This is a genomic window from Mycobacterium sp. (genome assembly GCF_040509115.1).
In the GTDB taxonomy this organism is placed as follows: Bacteria; Actinomycetota; Actinomycetes; order Mycobacteriales; family Mycobacteriaceae; genus Mycobacterium.
In genome coordinates, this window is the sequence record NZ_JBEVLO010000298.1 from 1 (window position 1) to 20,426 (window position 20,426).

At 68.0% G+C, this 20,426-nt stretch carries 20 protein-coding genes and 1 tRNA gene; 1 reads left to right on the top strand and 20 read right to left on the bottom strand.

Annotated elements, in window-relative coordinates; all coding sequences use genetic code 11:
• Positions 1 to 68: 68 nt before the first annotated feature.
• Positions 69 to 142: transfer RNA gene (locus ABW137_RS20575), tRNA-Pro, on the bottom strand.
• A 100-nt stretch (positions 143 to 242) separates the two neighbouring features.
• Between ABW137_RS20575 and ABW137_RS20580 the strand changes: the two genes are divergently transcribed.
• The gene (locus ABW137_RS20580; protein WP_526403288.1) at positions 243 to 1,736 is read left to right on the top strand and encodes a cryptochrome/photolyase family protein; all 1,494 of its coding nucleotides are present in this window, start codon (positions 243 to 245) and stop codon (positions 1,734 to 1,736) included.
• Here ABW137_RS20580 and ABW137_RS20585 read toward each other — a convergent pair.
• The 19 genes from ABW137_RS20585 to ABW137_RS20675 form a co-directional block, all read right to left on the bottom strand.
• Complete coding sequence (locus tag ABW137_RS20585) at positions 1,733 to 2,491, bottom strand: sulfite exporter TauE/SafE family protein (RefSeq protein ID WP_526403305.1); 759 nt, start codon at positions 2,489 to 2,491, stop codon at positions 1,733 to 1,735. The genes ABW137_RS20580 and ABW137_RS20585 overlap by 4 nt on opposite strands.
• Before the next feature lie 28 nt (positions 2,492 to 2,519).
• A complete protein-coding gene (gene der / locus ABW137_RS20590) occupies positions 2,520 to 3,959 on the bottom strand; it encodes a ribosome biogenesis GTPase Der (protein ID WP_526403289.1) in 1,440 nt (479 codons plus the stop codon).
• Positions 3,956 to 4,642, bottom strand: coding sequence for a (d)CMP kinase (cmk, locus tag ABW137_RS20595; protein ID WP_526403290.1), 687 nt, complete (start codon positions 4,640 to 4,642; stop codon positions 3,956 to 3,958). Before cmk ends, der begins: the two co-directional genes overlap by 4 nt.
• A complete protein-coding gene (locus tag ABW137_RS20600) occupies positions 4,639 to 5,385 on the bottom strand; it encodes a pseudouridine synthase (protein ID WP_526403291.1) in 747 nt (248 codons plus the stop codon). The genes cmk and ABW137_RS20600 overlap by 4 nt, the downstream gene beginning before the upstream one ends.
• Before the next feature lies 1 nt (position 5,386).
• Positions 5,387 to 6,130, bottom strand: coding sequence for an SMC-Scp complex subunit ScpB (gene scpB / locus ABW137_RS20605; RefSeq protein WP_526403292.1), 744 nt, complete (start codon positions 6,128 to 6,130; stop codon positions 5,387 to 5,389).
• A gap of 10 nt (positions 6,131 to 6,140) precedes the next feature.
• Positions 6,141 to 6,953: a segregation/condensation protein A gene (locus tag ABW137_RS20610; RefSeq protein ID WP_526403293.1), complete on the bottom strand. Its 813-nt coding sequence runs from the start codon at positions 6,951 to 6,953 to the stop codon at positions 6,141 to 6,143.
• Positions 6,950 to 7,813: a ParA family protein gene (locus tag ABW137_RS20615; protein WP_526403294.1), complete on the bottom strand. Its 864-nt coding sequence runs from the start codon at positions 7,811 to 7,813 to the stop codon at positions 6,950 to 6,952. The genes ABW137_RS20610 and ABW137_RS20615 overlap by 4 nt, the downstream gene beginning before the upstream one ends.
• A 105-nt stretch (positions 7,814 to 7,918) precedes the next feature.
• On the bottom strand, positions 7,919 to 8,542 hold the full coding sequence (locus ABW137_RS20620) for a TetR/AcrR family transcriptional regulator (protein WP_526403295.1): 624 nt from the start codon (positions 8,540 to 8,542) through the stop codon (positions 7,919 to 7,921).
• A 154-nt stretch (positions 8,543 to 8,696) separates the two neighbouring features.
• On the bottom strand, positions 8,697 to 9,611 hold the full coding sequence (gene xerD / locus ABW137_RS20625; RefSeq protein WP_526403306.1) for a site-specific tyrosine recombinase XerD: 915 nt from the start codon (positions 9,609 to 9,611) through the stop codon (positions 8,697 to 8,699).
• Between the two features lie 86 nt (positions 9,612 to 9,697).
• Positions 9,698 to 10,321, bottom strand: a complete 624-nt coding sequence (locus ABW137_RS20630) for an NUDIX domain-containing protein (protein ID WP_526403296.1) — start codon at positions 10,319 to 10,321, stop codon at positions 9,698 to 9,700.
• Positions 10,314 to 12,050 carry a CTP synthase gene (gene pyrG / locus ABW137_RS20635; RefSeq protein ID WP_526403297.1) on the bottom strand — a complete coding sequence of 579 codons (1,737 nt, stop codon included), beginning with the start codon at positions 12,048 to 12,050 and terminating at the stop codon, positions 10,314 to 10,316. The genes ABW137_RS20630 and pyrG overlap by 8 nt, the downstream gene beginning before the upstream one ends.
• Before the next feature lie 184 nt (positions 12,051 to 12,234).
• Positions 12,235 to 13,176: a copper transporter gene (locus ABW137_RS20640; RefSeq protein WP_526403298.1), complete on the bottom strand. Its 942-nt coding sequence runs from the start codon at positions 13,174 to 13,176 to the stop codon at positions 12,235 to 12,237.
• A 30-nt stretch (positions 13,177 to 13,206) separates the two neighbouring features.
• A complete protein-coding gene (gene steA / locus ABW137_RS20645) occupies positions 13,207 to 14,391 on the bottom strand; it encodes a putative cytokinetic ring protein SteA (RefSeq protein ID WP_526403299.1) in 1,185 nt (394 codons plus the stop codon).
• A gap of 116 nt (positions 14,392 to 14,507) precedes the next feature.
• On the bottom strand, positions 14,508 to 16,271 hold the full coding sequence (recN, locus tag ABW137_RS20650) for a DNA repair protein RecN (protein ID WP_526403300.1): 1,764 nt from the start codon (positions 16,269 to 16,271) through the stop codon (positions 14,508 to 14,510).
• A complete protein-coding gene (locus ABW137_RS20655; protein WP_526403301.1) occupies positions 16,261 to 17,193 on the bottom strand; it encodes an NAD kinase in 933 nt (310 codons plus the stop codon). Before ABW137_RS20655 ends, recN begins: the two co-directional genes overlap by 11 nt.
• Complete coding sequence (locus ABW137_RS20660) at positions 17,190 to 17,999, bottom strand: TlyA family RNA methyltransferase (RefSeq protein WP_526403302.1); 810 nt, start codon at positions 17,997 to 17,999, stop codon at positions 17,190 to 17,192. The genes ABW137_RS20655 and ABW137_RS20660 overlap by 4 nt, the downstream gene beginning before the upstream one ends.
• Before the next feature lie 5 nt (positions 18,000 to 18,004).
• The gene (locus ABW137_RS20665) at positions 18,005 to 18,172 is read right to left on the bottom strand and encodes a hypothetical protein (protein ID WP_526403303.1); all 168 of its coding nucleotides are present in this window, start codon (positions 18,170 to 18,172) and stop codon (positions 18,005 to 18,007) included.
• A gap of 8 nt (positions 18,173 to 18,180) precedes the next feature.
• Positions 18,181 to 19,203, bottom strand: coding sequence for an HAD-IIA family hydrolase (locus ABW137_RS20670; protein ID WP_526403304.1), 1,023 nt, complete (start codon positions 19,201 to 19,203; stop codon positions 18,181 to 18,183).
• Between the two features lies 1 nt (position 19,204).
• Entirely contained in the window at positions 19,205 to 20,047 is an 843-nt protein-coding gene (locus tag ABW137_RS20675) for a tetratricopeptide repeat protein (RefSeq protein ID WP_526403307.1), read from the bottom strand.
• Between the last annotated feature and the right edge of the window lie 379 nt (positions 20,048 to 20,426).

Below are 20,426 nucleotides of genomic sequence, written 5' to 3' on the forward strand. Positions count from 1 at the left end.
GGGTACGCAGTTTGGTCACGACACGAAAAAGGTGGCCCCCGGAGACCGGAAACCACCTCTCGCCCGCGTCGGGCTGACAGGATTTGAACCTGCGACCCCTTGACCCCCAGTCAAGTGCGCTACCAAGCTGCGCCACAGCCCGCGGTGCTGCCGGGATCGCCGGCAGCGGTCGAAATGCTACCGCAGCCCGCACCCGGAATCCCAACCGCGTCAGACGTGGCGCCCCGGGGTAATACCGACGGGTGACCTCGACGACGCGCGACGACACTCCCCTGTGGCTGTTCGCCGACCAGCTCGGCCCCGCCACCCACGGCGGCGAGCACGCCCACCGCGAGGTATTGCTCGTCGAGGCCAGCTCGGCACTGCGGAAACGCCGCTATCACCGGCAGAAGCTGCACCTCATCCTGTCCGCCCTGCGCCACGCCCACCGGGACCTCGGCGACCGCGCCACCCTGCTGCAGACCGACGACTACACCGACGCCCTCGAGCAGTACGGCCGCCCCGTCCTCGTCCACGAACCGACCTCCCACGCCGCGGAACGCTTCGTCGAGAAGCTCAAGAAGCAGGGCCTGGTCGCCGACGTCCTGCCCACACCGACGTTCGCGTTGCCCCGCAAGGACTTCCAACACTGGGCGGGCAATCGCCAACGATTCCGCATGGAGGACTTCTACCGCGATCAGCGCCGCCGCTTCGACGTCCTCATGGACGGCCGTGAACCCGTTGGTGGCCGCTGGAACTACGACGAGGACAACCGCGAACCCCCACCCAAGAAGCAGCAGACGCTCGGTCTGCCCAAGCCGTACCAACCGCGCGAGGACGACATCGACGAGCATGTTCGCCGCGACCTCGACGCCATGAACCTCGACACCGTCGGCGCCGACGGCCCGCGCCTGTTCGCCGTCACCCCCACCGAAGCTCAGCGCGCGCTGAAGAGGTTCATCGAGCACCGGCTGCCGACGTTCGGCCGCTACGAGGACGCCATCATGGGCGAGGACTGGGCGATGTCCCACTCGTTGCTGTCTGTGCCGCTCAACCTCGGCGTGCTGCACCCCCTCGACGCCGTCGAGGCCGCCGAGCGGGCCTACCACCGCAAGGAAGCACCACTGGCTGCCGTCGAGGGCTTCATCCGCCAGATCCTCGGCTGGCGCGAATACATGTGGCACCTCTACTGGCACTTCGGCCCCAGCTACACCAGCCACAACGAACTCGACGCCACGACCGAGCTCCCCGGCTGGTGGACCGAGCTCGACCCCGACGAGGTCACCGCCGAATGCCTGCGCCATGCCATCGCGGGCGTCCGCGACCGCGGCTGGAGCCACCACATCCAGCGGCTCATGGTTCTCGGCAACCACGCCCTGCAGCGCGGCTACCAACCTCGCCAACTCACCGAGTGGTTCGCTACGGCCTACGTCGACGGCTTCCGCTGGGTCATGCCCACCAACGTCGTCGGCATGAGCCAGCACGCCGACGGCGGCCTGCTCGCCACCAAGCCGTACGCCGCAGGGGGCGCCTACATCAACCGGATGAGCGACCACTGCGGCGACTGCGCCTACGACCCCAAGAAGCGCGTCGGGGACGACGCCTGCCCCTTCACCGCCGGCTACTGGAACTTCGTGCACCGCCACCGGGACGTGCTCGCCAAGAACAACAGGACCCAGCGCATGGTCTCGTCGATGGACCGCCTTGCTGACCTCGACGCCGTTCTCGAACAGGAAGCCGAGCGCCACCAGTTCTAGATGGTGATCAGCCGATACAGGCCGATCAGTCCGACGAGCACGATCACCACGCGCAGAGCGGTCGGCGACAGCCGCCTGCCGTAGTGCGCACCGAGGAACCCACCGAGCAGCGAGCCCGCCGCGATCAGCCCGGCCACCGGCCAGCTGATCCGGTCGAACGCCACGATCGTGTACGCCGCGGCGGCCACCAGATTCACCACCAACGACAGGAGGTTCTTCGCCGCATTCATCCGCTGTACCGACTCGGGCAGCAGGGTCCCCATCACACCGATCAGCAAAATGCCTTGGGCCGCCGTGAAATAGCCGCCGTAGACGCCGACGGCGAAGGTGCCGAGGACCACCAGGACCATCCGACCCGTCGAGACCGTCTCCGCATCATCGCCTGCCCGACCCTTGGCCCACGCCTGGATCCGGGGGCCGAACACCACCAGCAGCAACGCGCCGACGAGCAGCACCGGCACCACCGCGACGAACACCTTCTCCGGCAGGTGCAGCAGCAGCCACGCCCCGACACCCGCGCCCAGGAACGACGCGGGTATCTGCCAGCGCAGCCGGTCCCACTGGCCCTTCAGCTCCCGGCGGTAGCCCCACGTCCCCGAGACGCCGCCGGCCACCAGTCCGACCGCGTTCGACATCGTTGCCGTCACCGGTGGATACCCCAGGGCGACCAGCGTGGGGAACGTGATCAGGGTGCCCGAGCCGACGACCGCGTTGATGGCACCGGCACCGACGCCCGCCACCGCGATCAGGATCATGTGGGTTACCGACACCCACTGACCCTATCTAGCGCCGTTTGCCGCCCTGACTCCGCTTCTCCCGCACCCGCACGTTGATCCGGATCGGGCTGCCGTCGAAGCCGAACTCCTCGCGCAATCGCCGCTCGATGAAGCGCCGGTATCCAGCCTCCAGGAAACCGGACGTGAACAGCACGAACGTCGGCGGTCGCGCCGTCGCCTGCGTCACGAACAGGATCTTGGGTTGCTTGCCACCGCGCACCGGCGGCGGCGTCGCCGCGACGACCTCCTTGATGAAGGTGTTCAGCCGACCGGTCGAGACGCGCTTGTCCCACGACGCGAGCGCACCCTCCAGGGCGGGTACCAGTTTCTGCACCGCCCGGCCGGTCTTGGCCGAGATGTTCACTCGCTGCGCCCACTGCAACTGCTCGAGCGACAAGTCGATCTCGCGGTCCAGCAGATAACGCCGGTCCTCGTCCATGAGGTCCCACTTGTTGAACGCCAGCACCAACGCGCGGCCCGCCTCGATGACCATCGTCAGCACCCTCTGGTCCTGCTCGGTCAGCGGCTGCGACGAATCGATCAGGACGATGACCACCTCGGCCGCGTCGATGGCGCCGTGCGTCCGCACCGACGCATAGAACTCGTGCCCGCTCGCCTGGCCCACCTTGCGCCGAAGACCCGCCGTGTCGACGAAGCGCCAAAGCTTGCCATCCAATTCGATCAAGGAGTCGACGGGATCGACGGTCGTACCCGCGACGTCGTGCACCACCGAGCGCTCGTCACCCGAGAGCCGGTTGAGCAGCGAACTCTTGCCGACATTGGGCTTGCCCACCAACGCCACTCGTCGCGGACCGCCCGTCGTGGATCCCAGTTCGGAAACCTCGGGCAGGACCTCGAGCACCCTGTCAAGCAGATCGGCGACGCCGCGGCCGTGCATCGCGCTGATCGGGTGCGGCTCCCCCAGCCCCAACGACCACAGCAACGCGGCCTCGGACTCCATCTTCTCGTTGTCAACCTTGTTGGCCGCCAAGAAGACTGGTTTGCCAGCCCGCTGCAGCCGCTTGGCAGCTGCCTCGTCGGCAGTGGTGGCACCGGTGACCGCGTCGACGACGAGGATGATCGCGTCGGCCGTGCGCATCGCGACGGTCGCCTGTTCGGCCACCAACTGCTGCAGACCCTTCGCGTCGGGTTCCCACCCGCCGGTGTCCTGCACCATGAACCTGCGCCCCAACCAGCTGGCGTCGTAGGACACCCGGTCACGGGTGACGCCAGGAATGTCCTGCACGACAGCCTCGCGGCGGCCCAGGATCCGGTTCACCAGCGTGGACTTGCCGACGTTCGGCCGTCCGACCACCGCGACGACGGGCGGCGGCGCGTACTCGGCTTCCAGGCCGTCGACGTCGAACTCCTCCGCGTCGCCGATCTCCCAGTCGCCTTCGTCGGACCACGTGCCGTCGGCGTCCGACGTGGAGTCGATTTCACTCATCGGGAAGCCCCGGCTCTCTGCTCAACGAGGTCGAGAAGGTATGCGGTGGTCTCGGATTGAGACATTTCGCTGCTGTCCACGACCACGGCGTCGTCGGCCGCGCGAAGCGGCGACACGGTGCGCGTCGAGTCCAGGTGGTCGCGGCGCCGCACATCGGCCAGTACCGCGTCGTAGTCGTCGGCGAGACCGGATTCGACGTTCTGGTCGTTGCGCCGGCGCGCCCGCTCCTCAGCCGACGCGGTGAGGAACACCTTCACGTCGGCGTCGGGCAGGACGACCGTACCGATGTCGCGACCCTCGACCACCACGCCGGTGGTGCCGTCGGCGAGCTCCCGCTGCCGATCCACCAGCAGGGTCCGAACGACGGGGACCGCCGACACCGCGGACACCGCCTTGGTGACGGCGTCACCGCGGATCTCGGCCGAGACATCCTCTTCGCCAAGGAAGTACAGGTCCTCGTCGGGATCGAAACCGACGGCGAGGTCCACCCGGGCCGCCAGCGCACCGATGGCTTCGGCGTCGTCGAGGTCGACGCCTGCCCGCAACACCGCCAGCGTCACGATGCGGTACATCGCGCCGGTGTTCAGATAGCGGACACCCAGTGCGCGCGCCAAACCCCGCGAGACCGAAGACTTTCCGGTACCTGCTGGGCCGTCGACGGCAATCACCAACGGGCCGTTCACATTCCCACCGCCTTGTACAGTTCGCCGACTTCTTTGCTGGTCAGCACTCGGATGGTGCCAGGCCGCTGCTCGCCGAGTGTGACCGCGCCGATGTCGGTCCGCACCAGTTCGACCACCGGGAACCCCACCTCGGCGAGCATCCGGCGCACGATGCGCTTGCGTCCCTCGTGCAACGTCACCTTGACCAGTGACTTGCCGGGAATCGTGTCCACCATCGCGAAGTCGTCGACGTGAATCGGCCCGTCGTCCAACTCGATTCCAGCCTTGAGCTTCTTGCCGAGCCCGCGCGGCACGGCGCCGATGACCGTCGCCAGATACGTCTTGGGCACCTCATAGGACGGATGCATCAGCCGGTGCGCCAGTTCGCCGTCATTGGTCAGGATCAACAATCCCTCGGTGTCGGCGTCAAGCCGCCCGACGTGAAACAGCTTCTTGTGACCGCGCACCCGGTACTCGACCAGGTCGCCGACACACGGCCTGCCCTGATCGTCGGACATCGTCGAGTGCATGCCCTTTTCCTTGTTGATCGCCAGGTAGATCATCGTGTCGTCGACGCGGACCTTCACTCCGTCGACCCTGATCTCGGAGGCATCGGGGTCGACGCGGGTTCCCATCTCGGTGACGATGTGCCCGTCGACCTCGACGCGACCGTCGCGAATCATCCGTTCGGCATTGCGCCGCGACGCAATCCCTGCCTGCGACAACACCTTCTGCAGGCGAGTGCCTTCATCTCCGTCGGCCATGTCAGTCCTTGTCCACGTCGAAGGCGAGCGGTCGGTTGTTCGACACCACGCCTAGCTTGGCGAATCGCGGCTCGTCGCCCAGGTTTTCGCTGATGTCGTCGATGCTGTCGACGTCGGGCAGCAGCGGCGCGATGTCGGGCAGTTCAGTCAGCGACGACAGTCCAAGCCGCTCGAGGAACAGCTCCGTCGTCGCGAAAGTGGCTGCACCCGTATCGGAGTCGGTGCCTGCCTCGGTGATGAGTCCGCGGGCCAGCAGCGTCCGCATCACCGCGTCGCAGTTCACGCCGCGCACTGCGCTGACGCGTACCCTGGTCACCGGCTGCCGGTAGGCCACGACGGCGAGAGTCTCCAGCGCGGCCCTGGTCAACTTGGAACGGGCTCCGTCCAACAGCAGCTTTTCGACGTAGGGCGCATATTGGGCCCGGGTGTACATCCGCCACCCGCCGCCCGCCTCGCGCAGATCGATGCCACTCTCGCGCGCGGCGAAGTCGGCGGCCATCAGCCGCAGCTTGGCCGCCACCCGGTCCGCCTGCTGATCCACCGCCGACGCCAGGGCGTCGACTGGGACCGGGGTGTCCACCACCAGGAGCAGCGCTTCGAGCGCCGCGCCGAGCTCGGCGTCGTCCAACTCGGGCTGGTGCGCGACGTCGATGCCCAGGTCGGTCCCGAGGTCGTCATCAAGATCCGTGCCCAGATCGAGGCTCGGGTCGGGGCCCGCGCCAAGACCCGGATACTCGTCAGTCATTGCGTCGTTCTCACTCTTCCACCGCCGCGGTCAGGTACTCGTTGGTCGGGCGATCCCCGGTCCACGAAACCTGCAGCACACCAAGCGGTTCTGGCTGGTCAAATGCTACCGCGTTGGCCCGGAACAACTCCAACAGCGCCATGAACCGTCCCACGATCTCAATCGTCGTCCCGCAGTCCGACACCAGGTCCGAGAATGACGCCCACGTCCCGACGCCACGGTCCTCTAGCAGGCTCAGCAGCCGTCGCGCCTGCTCCGGAACCGACACTCCCTGGACGTGGAGGTGGTCGGTACCGACGACGGGGACGGGCCGCGGGGTGAATGCCGTCGCCGCGATCTGGGCGAAGGCGTCGGCGTCCACACCCAGCATGACCTCGGGCAACAGGTCGGCGAACTGCTCCTCCAGCGCTACCGCGCGTGGGTAGCTGCGCAGCGCGGCGGCCTCGAGCTCGCCGAACATCACCGCGACGTGCTTGAACGCGCGGTACTGCAGCAGCCGCGCGAACAACAGGTCTCGGACCTCCAGCAGCGCCAAGTCCTCCTCGTCGTCGACCTGACCGGCGGGCAGCAGGCGCGCCGCCTTGAGGTCAAGGAGAGTGGCGGCAATCACCAAGAACGCCGTCGTCTCGTCGAGCTCCAATTGGCGGCCGATGTGCTTGGTGTAGGCGATGAAGTCATCGGTCACCTGATGCAGGGCGACCTCGGTCACGTCGAGTCGGTGGGCGAAGATCAACTGCAGAAGCAGGTCGAACGGCCCCTCGAAATTGCTCAGCCGGACCTGGAAGCCAGCCTGCGGTGTTTCCTCCGGTGCCGGCGAACTCACGCGCCGAACCGGTCGATGACCTCACGCGCCAACGACCGATATGCCAGTGCACCACCAGATTTCGGCGCCCATGTGGTGATCGGTTCACCGGCGACACTGGTCTCGGGGAAGCGGACCGTCCTGGTGATGACGGTATCGAACACCAGATCGCCGAACCGCTCCATTACCCGGGCCATCACCTCGCGGGCGTTCACGGTGCGCGGGTCGTACCGCGTGATGAGGATGCCGCCGATGCTCAGCCTCGGGTTCAGCCGATCGTGAACCTTGTCGACGGTGTCGGTCAGCAGTGCCAACCCCCGCAACGAGAAGTACTCGCACTCGGTCGGAATGATCACGAGGTCGGAGCAGGCCAACCCGTTGACCGTCAGCAGGCCCAGCGATGGCTGGCAGTCGATCAGTACGTAGTCGTAGCGGTCCAGCACGGGATGGAGCGCCCGCGCCAGCGACTGCTCCCGGCCCACCTCGTTGACCAGCTGGATCTCCGCCGCCGACAAGTCGATGTTGCTCGGCACCAGGTCCAGGCCCTTGACCCGGGTCTTCATCAGCACGTCGTCGATGGACACGCGGGGCTCGATCAGCAGGTTGTGCACCGTCTGGTCGAGCTCGTAGTGCGGCACCCCCAACCCTGCGGACAGCGCACCCTGCGGGTCGAGATCGACGAGCAACACCCGGCGGCCGTACTCGGCGAGGCTGGCGCCGAGGTTGATGGTCGACGTTGTCTTCCCAACGCCACCCTTCTGGTTGCACATCGCCACGACCTTCGCCGGGCCGTGCACGCTCCGCGGCTTCGGCTCGGGGATCGCCCGGGGCGCACGTCCGGTCAGTCCGACGCCGTCGGTGGTCGGACCTTCGTCGGTCATGCGGGACCGCCGCCGGTCAGGGCACCTTCGGGCTTGGCGAACATCTCGTGGAGTTTAACTCCGACATCGGCGCCGACTACGCCAGACCCGCGCGGGCCGGTTCAACTAATGAGCACGTGCGCCGTAGCGCAGGCCGTCGATGAGCAGTGCGACCATCGGCTGCGGTTGACCGCCGCCATCGCCGGGGGTCGGCACCGAGAGATTGGCGACTGCCATCAGCAAGTCATTGGGGTCGACGCCTTCGCGGATCTCCCCCGCCGCGACCGCAGCAGCCAGCAGCGAACCGAGCGCGGGGCCGAGGTGCTCCTGGAAGTAGGCGGGCAGCGGATCGAAGGCCGGGTCGCCCGAGTGCAGCGCCGAGCCGAGGCCCCGCTTGGTGGCGATGAATCCGGTGTATCGGTGTAGCCAGGCGGCCAGCGCCTCGCCGGGCTCGAGTTGGGCGGCCAGCGCCTGCGCCTCCTCGGCGCAGGCGTCGACCTCGCGGCGGAACACCGCCGCTACCAGGTCGGCGCGCTGCGGGAAGTGCCGGTAAATGGTGCCGACGCCCACGCCCGCCTTGGCGGCGACCTCCCGCACCGGCGCGTCCACTCCCGATTCGGCGAAGACGGCCTTTGCCGCCTCCAGCACGGTGGCGATGTTGCGCTGCGCATCGGCACGGACTCGGCGCGAGGCCACGGGCGCCACGGGTGCCACGGGCGCATCAGTCGCCTCAGTCGCCTCGTTGGCCACGGTCGGACCCTCCTTCAGGGAAGCGAAACAGCGTTCCGTATTTTGCCGTGGCTTTCACGGAACTCGCGAACCGACATATCTGGACGGTCGTTCCGCTTCCATCACGATAGGCCAACGGGGTCATCGAGGTCCGAACGCGATGTCGCCTGGGCGGCTACCGCGCTCGCGGATGCGCGCCCGCCCACACTTCCCGCAGCGCGGATACCGTCACCAGGGTGTAGATCTGCGTCGTCGTCACCGATGCGTGACCAAGCAGCTCCTGCACCACGCGTACGTCCGCACCACCTTCGAGGAGGTGTGTCGCGAACGAATGTCGCAGCGTATGCGGCGACACCGACGCCGAGATGCCCGCCCGCTCTGCGGCGTCCTGCAGCACCTGCCACGCACTCTGCCGCGACAGCCGACCACCCCTGGCGTTCAGGAAGATCGCCGGGGTCCCCTTTCCGCGCCGCGCCAAGTCCGGCCTGCCGCGCACGAAGTACGCGTCTAGCGCGCTGATCGCCGGCCTCCCGATTGGCACCAGACGCTGCTTGCCGCCCTTGCCGCGCAACAGCACGGACCGCGACTGGGTGTCCACGTCGTCGACGTCGAGCCCCACCGCTTCCGAGATCCGCGCGCCCGTCGAGTACAGGACCTCGAGCAGCGCCCGGCTGCGCAGGGACAACGGACCGTCGGCCTCGCCGTCCCCACCCGCGCCCTCGAGCAACGCGACCACCTCGTCGACGGTGATGCTCTTGGGCAGACGGCGGGTCGGCGTCGGCGGCTTCACCGCACGGGCGACGTCCAGCCCCGTCAGTCCCTCGGCTTCCGCGAAGCGGTGGAAACCACGAACCGCGATGAGCGCACGGGCCGCAGATACCGCCGACAGCGCCGGGTGGCCCTGGTCGGGGTCACCGCGCCGCAGCGCCACCAGGAACTCGCTGACGTCCGCCTCGGCGACCTTGCCGATGTCGTCGATGCCCCGCGTTCCGAGGTGTTCGGCGTAGCGCCGAAGATCCCTGCGGTAGGAACTGAGCGTGTTGGCCGCTACGCCGCGCTCAATGGCCAGATGATCCAGGTAGCCCTGGATCTGATCGTCGACGACTCGGTGTTGGGGGTCCCGCCGCTTGCTGGGGAGAGCGGAGCGACCGGGGATCTGGTCGGGGACGGCGGTGGTCACTTCGATCCTTGGCGGGCGGCGAACCGGGTGGGTTTGTCGGGCCACGGCGCGTCGACCGGACGCAGCGCCTGCACGTCGCGGTCGATGGTCCTGGCGGCCAGAATCCCGGCCACCGCAAGGGAGTTGACGATCTCCCCGCTGAGCACCATCGCCACGGCCTCAGTCAGCGGGAACCACTCCAGCTTGAGGTCGGCTTCCTCGTCGTGCGCCTCGGGCCTGCCGACGTCGGTCAGCACCGTCGCGAGGTACACGCGCACGCATTCGTCGCTGAAGCCGGCCGCCGACACGACGTCGACGAGCACGCCCCAGTCCTGGGCCACTAGGCCCGCCTCCTCCTCGAGTTCACGGGCGGCGCTGAGGTGGGGTGCCTCGCCACCGATGTCGAGCAGGCCGGCGGGCAGTTCCCACAACCGCCTGCCGACGGGATGGCGGTACTGGTAGATCAGCGCGACGTTGTTGCTCTCGTCCAACGCGACGACCGCTACCGCACCGTAGTGCTCGACGACCTCACGCCGCGCCGTTCGCCCGCCCGGCATCGCGACCTCGTCGGCGCGCAGCGCAAAGATCTTGCCGACGTAGATGGTTTCGCTCTCAACGGTTTCGAAGTCGTGCTCAGCCACGGTGTGCAGGCTCTACGAGGTCGGCGCCGTTGGACCGCTGCGTCGCCAACTCGACGGGCAACCGCTCGGCGTCCTTGTAGCCCAACGCTGCGCCGATGAACGCGACGAACAACGGATGCGGCCGCGTCGGCCTGCTCTTGAGCTCGGGGTGCGCCTGCGTGCCGACGATGAACGGGTGCACGCCTGCGTCGTACTCGACGAACTCGACCAGGTGCCCATCCGGCGACGTGCCGGAGAACCGGAGACCACTCTCGGCGATCCGATCACGATAGGAGTTGTTGACCTCGTAGCGATGCCGGTGCCGCTCGGAGACGTTGGTGGCCCCGTACGCCTGCGCCACAATGGATTCCGGCTCGAGCACGGCCGGATACGCGCCGAGGCGCATGGTGCCGCCGAGATCCGCTTCGCCTGCGACGATGTCCTCCTGATCGGCCATCGTGGAGATGACCGGGTCGGGGGTGTCGGGATCGAACTCGGCCGAGTTGGCGTCTTCGATGCCGACCGAGCGCGCCGCCTCGATGACGATGCATTGCAGGCCGAGGCACAGACCGAGAACCGGAATGCCGTGCCTGCGCGCGAACTTGATGGCGCCGAGCTTGCCCTCGATGCCGCGGATGCCGAATCCACCGGGGATCAGCACGCCGTGCACGTCGTTCAGCGCCGCCGCCGCCGAGGAATCGGTCTCGCAGTCATCGGAGGCCACCCAGCGGATGTCCACCTTGGCGTGATGCCGGAACCCGCCCGCCCGCAACGCCTCGGCCACCGAGAGGTACGCATCCGAGAGGTCGATGTACTTGCCCACCAGAGCGATTCGAACGGTCTCCTGCGGCTCGTGCACTCGGCGCAGCAGATCGTCCCATTCGGTCCAGTCGACGTCTCGGAACGGCAGGTTGAGCCTGCGCACCACGTACGCGTCGAGTTCCTCGCGATGCAGCACCTTGGGGATGTCATAGATGGACGGCGCATCGGGCGTCGAGATCACCCCGTCGATGTCGACGTCGCACATCAGCGCGATCTTGTTCTTCAACGGCTCGGGCACGTCGCGGTCGCAACGCAGGATCAGCGCGTCCGGGCTGATGCCGATGCTGCGCAGTGCGGCCACCGAGTGCTGCGTCGGCTTGGTCTTCAACTCACCAGACGGCGCGAGGTACGGCACTAGCGACACGTGCAGGAAGAAGACGTTCTCGCGGCCCACCTCGTGGCGCACCTGTCGCGCGGCCTCGAGGAACGGCAACGACTCGATGTCGCCGACGGTGCCGCCGATCTCGGTGATGACGACGTCGGGTCGGTTGCCGTCGGAATCCGGCTCGGCCATCTCCAGGATGCGGCGCTTGATCTCATCGGTGATGTGCGGGATCACCTGCACGGTGTCACCGAGATACTCGCCGCGCCGCTCCTTGGCGATCACCGTCGAATACACCTGCCCGGTGGTGACATTCGCCGACCCCGACAGATTGCGGTCCAGGAACCGCTCGTAGTGCCCGACGTCGAGATCGGTCTCCGCGCCGTCCTCGGTGACGAACACCTCACCGTGCTGAAACGGGTTCATGGTGCCGGGATCGACGTTCAGGTACGGGTCGAGCTTCTGCATCGTGACCTGCAGTCCGCGCGCAGTCAGCAACTGCCCGAGGCTGCTCGCCGTCAGACCCTTACCGAGTGAGGACGCGACGCCACCGCTGACGAAGAGGTGCTTGGTCGCGGTCTGCGGGTGCCTACGTAACGCTGGCAAGAGCAACCTCCGTGGCCTATGGGGCAGGGCTTACGTTTCTAGGTCGGGCCTAGCTTGGGGCCTGCCGACCCACGGAATCTCACCCTAACACCGACACCGACAAGTCGTCGCTGACGCGCCGGTCGAGGTGCTGGGGGTCACCCCGGTTTCCGGGAGCGCGACGCGACCGGGGAACGTCACGGGCCTATTGAGCGACGGTCACCGACGCCGCGCCGCGGCCCGTGCCGTACTGCCCCGGCTTGCCGTTGCTGATCAACTCTTGCATCGCGAGCACCGTCGTTATCCGTCCCGACTGAGTGTCCACGTCGTCCACCGTGCCGACAGCACCGGTCAGGGCGGCGTCCGACCGGATCACCGAGATGGCGGCGGTGCCCGACGCCGAGCCGTCCCTGCCTGCGACCACGGTGCCCGCGCCGTGCGGGGCAAGGCCAGCGGCGAACCGTGCGACCGTGGCGCCCTGATTGCCGGCATCCTCGGCCAAGCCGGCGCCGGTCACGATCAGCGCGGCGTTGGCTGCCGCAATCCGCTCGTCGCCATAGGCCACGAAGCCGGTGTCTCGCAACGCGGTCAGCACGGTGTCGCGCTGACCGTCGTCGACCGCGGGGGCCGCCGGATCCTTCGGGATCAGTAGCGCGATGCCAAGCAGGTCGCCGGCCTGGGACCCCTGGTCGACCATCGTCACGCTCAACTGACGCCCGGCGGGCACGATCGGCGAGTTCACCACCGACAGCAGTTTCTCCGAGGCGTTGGCGTCGACGAACTGCTGCGTCAACCCGATGACACCCGACACCGTGCCGCCCGCATCACCGACCAGGCGGGTCATCGCGTCGACGTCGTCGTCGGACGCGTCGGGGGTTCGGAATACCACCACCGATTTGTCCTTCAACGAGCCAGCCAGAATGCGCGACGACATCTGTGCATCGAAGTCGCCAGCGGCACTGAGCTTTTCGTTCAGAGCGTTGTTCTCGTCGGTCAGGCCGTTGATCTGGTTCTGCAACTCGGTCTTGTCGTCCTTGAGGCCGGCCAGCAGGGTGTTCGACAGCAGACCCGAGCCAAGCGCGATCCCGATCGCCAACGCCAGGAACACGGCCGCCAGCGAAATGGCGTGCGAGCGTAGGGAAATCATGACGCCTTCCGACTCGTGCTGATCGACTGGCTAGCTCACCAAGTTCTGCACCCACAGCGAGAACTGATTCCAGTACTCACTGAACCACTGCAGCACAACGGCATCGGCCCGCGACACCCACAGGGCCGCGATCACCGCGAGTAGCATCGCCAGCACCAGTAGCGCGATCGCCCCGCCGGAAACCCGGCTGCGGTACAGCGTCGCGACGGCCTTGGCGTCGACCAGCTTCTGCCCCACCTTGAGCCGTGTCAGGAACGTCGACGGGTTGCTCTGCGCGCGGGAGCGGTCGAAGAACTCCTCGATGCTGGCGCGGTGGCCCGCGGTGACGATCAGCGAGGCGCCGTGATGGTCGACCAGCAGCATCGCCAGGTCAGCGGCCGACCCCGCCGCCGGGAACGTCATGGCCCCGACGCCAAGATCCTGGATCCGCTCCAGGCCCTTGGCGTGGCCGTCGGCGTCGGCGGGCAGCACCACCTGTGCCCCCGAGCGGAGGACCTCGACGCTCATCGCCTCGGGGTCGCCGACGATCAGGGACGGCCGGTAACCGGCCTTGCGCAGCACGTCGGCGCCCGTTCCGACGCCCACCAGCACTGGCTGATACTCCTTGATGAACGGCTTGAGACCCTTGAGATCGTCGGCGGCGTCGGCATCGTCGGCGACGATGACGACGTGCCTGCGGTGCAGGTCGACGTCGATGTCGGGGATGCCCATTCCGTCGATCAGCAGCGGACTCTCGCTGCGGATGAACTCGATGGTGTTGCCCGCGAACGCCTCGAGATGGGCGACGAGGCCAGACTTGGCCTCGTGCATCAGATCGTGGATCTCTTCGTTGGTGCGCTCGGTGCCCAGCGCGATGCGGCGGTCCCCGGAGTAGACGCCGCCGTTGTGCAGTCGGACCTTGGAGCCGTCCTTGATCTTCTTGAAGACCTCGGGGCCCGCCTCGTCGATGAGCACCACACCGTTGGCGACCAATACCTCCGGACCGAGGTTCGGGTAGCGACCCGAGATCGACGGCGATGCGTTCACGACGGCGGCGACGTTGGCGTCGACCAGCGCGTCGGCGGTGATGCGGTCGAGGTCCAGGGCGTCCATCACGACGATGTCGCCGGGGCCGACGCGTCGCAGCAGGCGGTCGATGTCGCGATCGACGCGAGCCGTACCGGACATCCCCGGCCGCGAGCCGGCATTACGCGAAAGCAGCGCTGACATCTTCATGGCGCGATTCTGTCGGTGAACCCTCAAGTTGAGGTGGAGGCGCGCCGTAACACCAGCCTCAGAAGTTATCTTCTGTCACATCTGCAACACAGTGGAGCCGACGATTCGGTCACGAATCACGGATGCGCGGATTCCCGTTGCGCCGAATCCAGCAGCTCCCGCGCGTGCGCCTTCCCACTGTCCGATTCCCCGAGCCCAGCCAACATCCGCGCCAACTCACTGACCCTGTCGTCCTCGTTGAGCCTGCGGACCTCGCTGGACTTGCCCTTGCCCGCACTGCTGTCGACGACGAGGTGCACGTCGGCATAGGCGGCGACCTGAGGAAGGTGCGTCACGACGATCACCTGATGGGTCCGGGCCAACCGCGCCAACCGCCGTCCGATCTGCACCGCCGCCCGACCGCCGACGCCTGCGTCGACTTCGTCGAACACCATCGTCGTACCCTCGGCGGACGCGGCCAGCACCACCTCGAGGGCCAGCATGACGCGCGACAGCTCACCGCCCGATGCACTCTTGGCCAGCGGCAGCACATCCGAGCCCGAATGCGGCGAGAAGCCGAAGTCGACGGCATCCACCCCGTCGTGCCCGGCGTGCACGACCTCGCCCGACGGCAGCCGCAACGGCGCGGTGTCATCGGCGCGCGCGGTCAGCGGACCGACCGAGATGCTGAACCCCGCACCCGACATCGCCAGGCCCGCAAGCTCTGCCGTCACCGCCTTCGCCAACGCCTTGGCGGCCTTGGTACGAACCTTCGTGATCTCCACCGCGGCCGCGACGACCTTGGCCTCGAGTTCGTCGACGTCCTTGGCCAGCGCCGCCAAGGCCTCATCGGAGACGTCGAGCTGCACCAACCGCGCCCGCGCGTCGGTGGCCCATGCGAGCACCCCGTCGACGTCCGCCGCGTACTTGCGGGTGAGGTTGCGAAGCTCGCCCTGCCGGGCCAGCTTGGCCTCCAACGTGCTTGCGTCACTAGGCAATTCGCTCAGGTAGTCACCGAGCTCCCCTGCCACGTCGCTGACCACGGCGAGCACTTCACCCAACCGGTCGCCCAGCACCCGCAGCGCGGTGTCGTCGGTGCCTTGCAGCGCCGCCTTGGCCTGCCCCACCCAGTCGACGGCGGAGACCACGCCGTGAGCCGGCTCGTCCAAGGAGCCGGATAGCGCGGCCCGCGCCGTCTGCGCGGCGTCCCGCAACGCGTCCAATTCCGACAACCTGCGGATGTCGGCCACCAGGGTCTCGTCCTCGCCAACCTCCGGGTCGACGGCATCGATCTCGCCGAGGCCGAACTGCAGACGGTCCGCCTCGAGCGCCAACTCACGCGCCCGGTTCCTGCGATCGGCCAGATCCCGGCGCAACGTCGACCACTCGTCTCGGACCTTGCGGTACTTCGCCAGCGGGGCGTCGACGTCGGCGAACCGGTCCAGCGCGACGCGCTGCTCGTCGGAGCGCATCAGCCGCAGCTGGTCGTTCTGACCGTGCAGCGCAAGCAATTCGGTGGTGAACGTGCTGAGCGACTTGGCTGGCACGCTGCGGCCACCGAGGTAGGCGCGCGACGGGCCCTCCCGGCTGACCGAACGCGCCGCGATGACGCTGCCGTCGTCGTCGCGGTCGGCGCCGGAGGAGTCCAAGATGTCATCGACCCGCTCGGCGACGGGGCCGCCCAGTTCGGTGGTGGTGAAACGCCCCTCGACGACTGCCCGCGCCGAACCCGAACGCACCCTGCTGGCGTCCGCCCTGGCGCCACCGAGCAGGTGCAGACCCGTCACGACCATGGTCTTGCCCGCGCCGGTCTCCCCCGTCAACACCGTCAGCCCACGGTCGAACTCGGCCGTGGCCGCCCTGATCGCGCCCAGTTCCTGGATGCGGATCTCAGCGAGCACTGTGCCCCCGCCAGCCGGTGACCGGCAGTTGGAACTTGCGTACCAGTCGGTCGGTGAACGGCGCACTGTCCAGCCGCACCCATTTTTGCGGCGTTCCGCAGCGGGTCACCTCGAGCCGTCCGCCTGCGGGCACCACCATCTCGCGGCGACCATCGCAGAACACCATCGCGTCGTAGCCCGTCGCCTCGATCTCGATCGCGATCGACGCGTCCGGACTGGTCACCATCGGCCGCGCGAACAACGCGTGAGCATTGTTGGGCACCACCAGAATCGATTCGAGGTCCGGCCACAAGATTGGGCCGCCCGCCGAGAACGCGTAGGCGGTGGAACCGGTCGGCGTCGAGACGAGGACGCCGTCGCATCCGAACGTGGATACCGGCCGCCCGTCGACCTCGAGGACCACGCCGAGCACCCCGAGCCGGGGGCCCTTCTCAAGGCTGGCCTCGTTCAGTGCCCACCCGCGCTGTTTGATCTGACCATCCACCCGCACCACGACGTCGAGCGTCATGCGCTCCTCGACGATGTAGTTGCGGTTGATGATGCGATCGAGCACGGAGTCGATGGCCTCGGCCTCCGCCTCCGCCAGAAAGCCGATGCGCCCGAGGTTGACGCCGAGAACCGGGATTTCGACGTTGCGGGCCAGCTCGGCAGCGCGAAGGAAGGTGCCGTCACCGCCGAGGACGAGCACGAGCTCGCATCCCTCGGCAGCGCGCTCGTCGGCGTCGACGACCTCGATCTCGGCGCCGAGGGCGTTGAAGTCCTCGGCCGCCAGATAGAACGGACGGTGGTCAACCGCTTCCGCGGCGAGCACCTTGAGTCCAATGCCGTTCTCGCCGAGGACCTTCGTCACCCGGCGCGCGGTGTCGGTGGCCTCGTCGCGGCCAGTGTGCACGACGAGCAGAACTTGGCGCTCGCAGGTCATTGTGGTCCCTCTTCGATGGCACGGCGGACGGCGTCCTCGAGACTCGCGCCGACCAGCGGATGGTCGGTGCTCGCTCGCAGACGTAGGAAGAACTCGACGTTGCCCGACGGACCGGGCAGCGGACTGGACGTGACATCCACGGTCTGCCAGGCGAGTTCGGCGGCTCTATGCGCCACCGAAAGCACCGCGTCGGCGCGAATCGCAGGATCGGAGACGACGCCACCTGCCCCGACGCGATCCTTGCCGACCTCGAATTGTGGCTTCACCATGGGAACGATATCTGCGTCGGGTGCCGCGCAGGACACCAGAGCGGGCAACACGGTGGCCAGTGAGATGAACGACAGGTCCGCGACCACGAGGTCGACGGCCCCGCCGATCGCCTCGGCGGTCAGCGTGCGGACGTTGGTGCGCTCCATGACCACCACACGCTCGTCGGAGCGCACCGACCACGCCAACTGCCCGTAACCGACGTCGGCGGCCACCACCTCGCGGGCTCCCCTGTCCAGCAGTACCTCGGTGAACCCGCCGGTGGACGCTCCGGCGTCGAGGCATCGCCTGCCGTCGACGGCCACGCCGAATGCGTCGAGTGCCCCGATCAGCTTGTGCGCGCCGCGCGACACCCAGCTGCGTTCGTCGGAGCCGGCCACCGTCAGGCGGGCCTCGGTGGAGATGGCCGTGGCGGGCTTGGCGGCAGGCATGCCGTCGATGCTGACCCGACCCGCCCCGATCAGCTCCGCGGCCTGCTGGCGGGACCGCGCAAGACCACGACGGACCAGCTCGGCATCAACGCGAGCGCGCCGAGTCACCCGGACTACCTCTCGACCGATTCCAGCGCCCGGACCAGCAGGTCGTGCGCCTCTTCAAGGCGCGCGGCGATGGTCTCCACGTCGACGTGCTCGGCGTCGGAGGCATCCGGATGCGGCAGCCCCGCGAGTAGCTCGGCGACCCTGGTGCGGATCTGGTCGGGATCGGTCGTCATGTCACCGATCACGCTAGCCGATCCGCCGGACGTACCAGCGACCAGCGCTCCAGCGCCTCGTGCGCCGTGTTGTCGGCGCCGATGACGTCGAACGGCGTGCCGTCGAGCTCGGAACCCCACACCGCGCTGGCCACCGCACGGACGACCGTCAGGGAATCGTCGACCTCGCGACCGGTCCACTTGACCGACACGCCGTGTGGTCGGACGTCGACCTGCCAGGCGGGGTGCGGGGCGATGCGCAGCGAGCTACTCGGCGCGTTCAGCCCGCGCAGGTCCTCGGCGACGGAGTTGGGACGCTGCGACGCGTCGGCGTGCACCATGTCCGCGACCGTCGCGACGCCCGAGAGCACTAGCAGGCTCGGCAGGCCCGCGGCGTTGGCCCCCTCGATGTCGGTGTCGAGACGGTCGCCCACCACCAGCGGGCGTTGGAAGTCGCCGCGCGCCAAGGCGTCGAGCAACAGCGGGGTCTGCGGCTTGCCCGCCACCTGCGGCCACTGGTCGGTCGCTGCTGCGAGCGCGGCCACCATGGACCCGTTGCCCGGCAACAGGCCGCGTTCCGACGGAAGCGTGCGGTCCACGTTCGCGGCGACCCAGAGAGCACCGTCGCGGATCGCGAGGGCGGCCTCGCACAGGTCGGGCCAGCCGGTCTGCGGCGAATGGCCCTGCACCACGGCAGCGGGCTTGTCGGAGAACTGACGAACGGGCTCCAGCCCCACGTTGCGTATCTCGTCGGCGAGCGCCTCGGTGCCGACGATGAGAACCCTTGCCCCGGAGTCCAATTGGTCGGCCAGCAGCCGCGCCGCGCTCTGGGCGCTCGTCACCACGTCGGCCGCGTCGGCGGCGAACCCCATCGCCACCAGGTTCTTGGCGACGTCGCGGGAGCCCTTCGACGCGTTGTTGGTCACGAACAGGGTCCGCGCCTCGACGTTGGACAAGGTCTCGACGGACCCCTCAGTGGGCTGCTGCCCACGGAAGACGGTGCCATCGAGGTCGAGCAGCAGGCAGTCGTGTTCCTGCGCGAGTGAAGTCATGTCAGCTCAGCTCCGTGATGCGTTCTTCGGCATCGGTCGCACCTTCGAGATCGGCCGCCGCGGCGTGCATGAACCACTGCAGCGCCTCGTCCTGGCGGCCGAGAACGAGCAGGGTGTCTGCATAGGCGTAGAACAGCCGAGCCGACGTCAGCCCGGTCTTGGTGGGGTCCAGCGCGGGAGTCGACAATGCCGAGAGCGCCTGCTCGTGCTGGCCGAGATCCGATCGTGCGCCTGCGACGACGATGCGGAGTTCGTCGGCGTCGTCGCCGGTGAGCGCTTCGGCCTCCGGGGTGCGGGACAGATCGATCGCGCGCTGCGGCCTGCCGACGCCGCGTTCGCAGTCGGCGATCAGCGCCAGCAGCGGCGACTTGCTCCCCATCCGTCGGGCGGCTCGCAGTTCGGCGAGTGCCTGCGCCCAGTCACCGCAGTGGTACGCGGCGATGCCGACGGCTTCGCGCACGGCGGCGATGCGCCCCGAGCGGGTACGGGCAGCTTGGGCGTGCTTCAGCGCGGCTTCCGGATCTTCGTCGAGCAGCTCTCCCGCGGCGACGAGATGCTTGGCGACGTAGTCGGCGGTGGCCTTGTCGAGGGTCATCAGCTCACCACGCACATCGGGGGCCAACTGCTTGGCTTCGATGTTCGCCGGGATCGGCGGCGCATTGCGGTCCGAACGAGGATCGCGGTCCGAGCCCTGCGGTTGCGCGCGTCGCGCACGATCGGGACCCGACGACCGCGGTGGGCCCCCGCGGCGGTCGCGATCGCCGGCACCGCGTCGTGGCGCGCCTCCGGTGGGCGGGCGCTTGGCCCGTCGCTCGTCGCCGCCGTGTTGCCTTTCCTGGGCCACGTCTGCCTTCCTGTTCTTCGCGTGGGACCACACGTCGACGCCGGACGTCGCCGGGGCCGCTGGATGGCTGGTGACCGGTGCCTTCATCGCTGATCGTCGGCATGACGAGGCTTCATACCGTGTGCGCGAGGAGCACCTGTCGAGTTTCTCAGTCTACGTGCTGCCAGGTGGCGTTGACGCAGGTACCGACGCCAGCCCAAAGGCGGGTGTCGTCCGTCGTGCCGAATGCGACCATATAGAGAAACGCGACTCATTCGAAATGCCTGAACCCCCCAATCGAAATTGGGGGGTTCAGGTTAATGGGTGTTCGGCGGTGTCCTACTTTTCCAACCGTGTGGTTAGTATCATTGGCGCTGGTAGGCTTAGCTTCCGGGTTCGG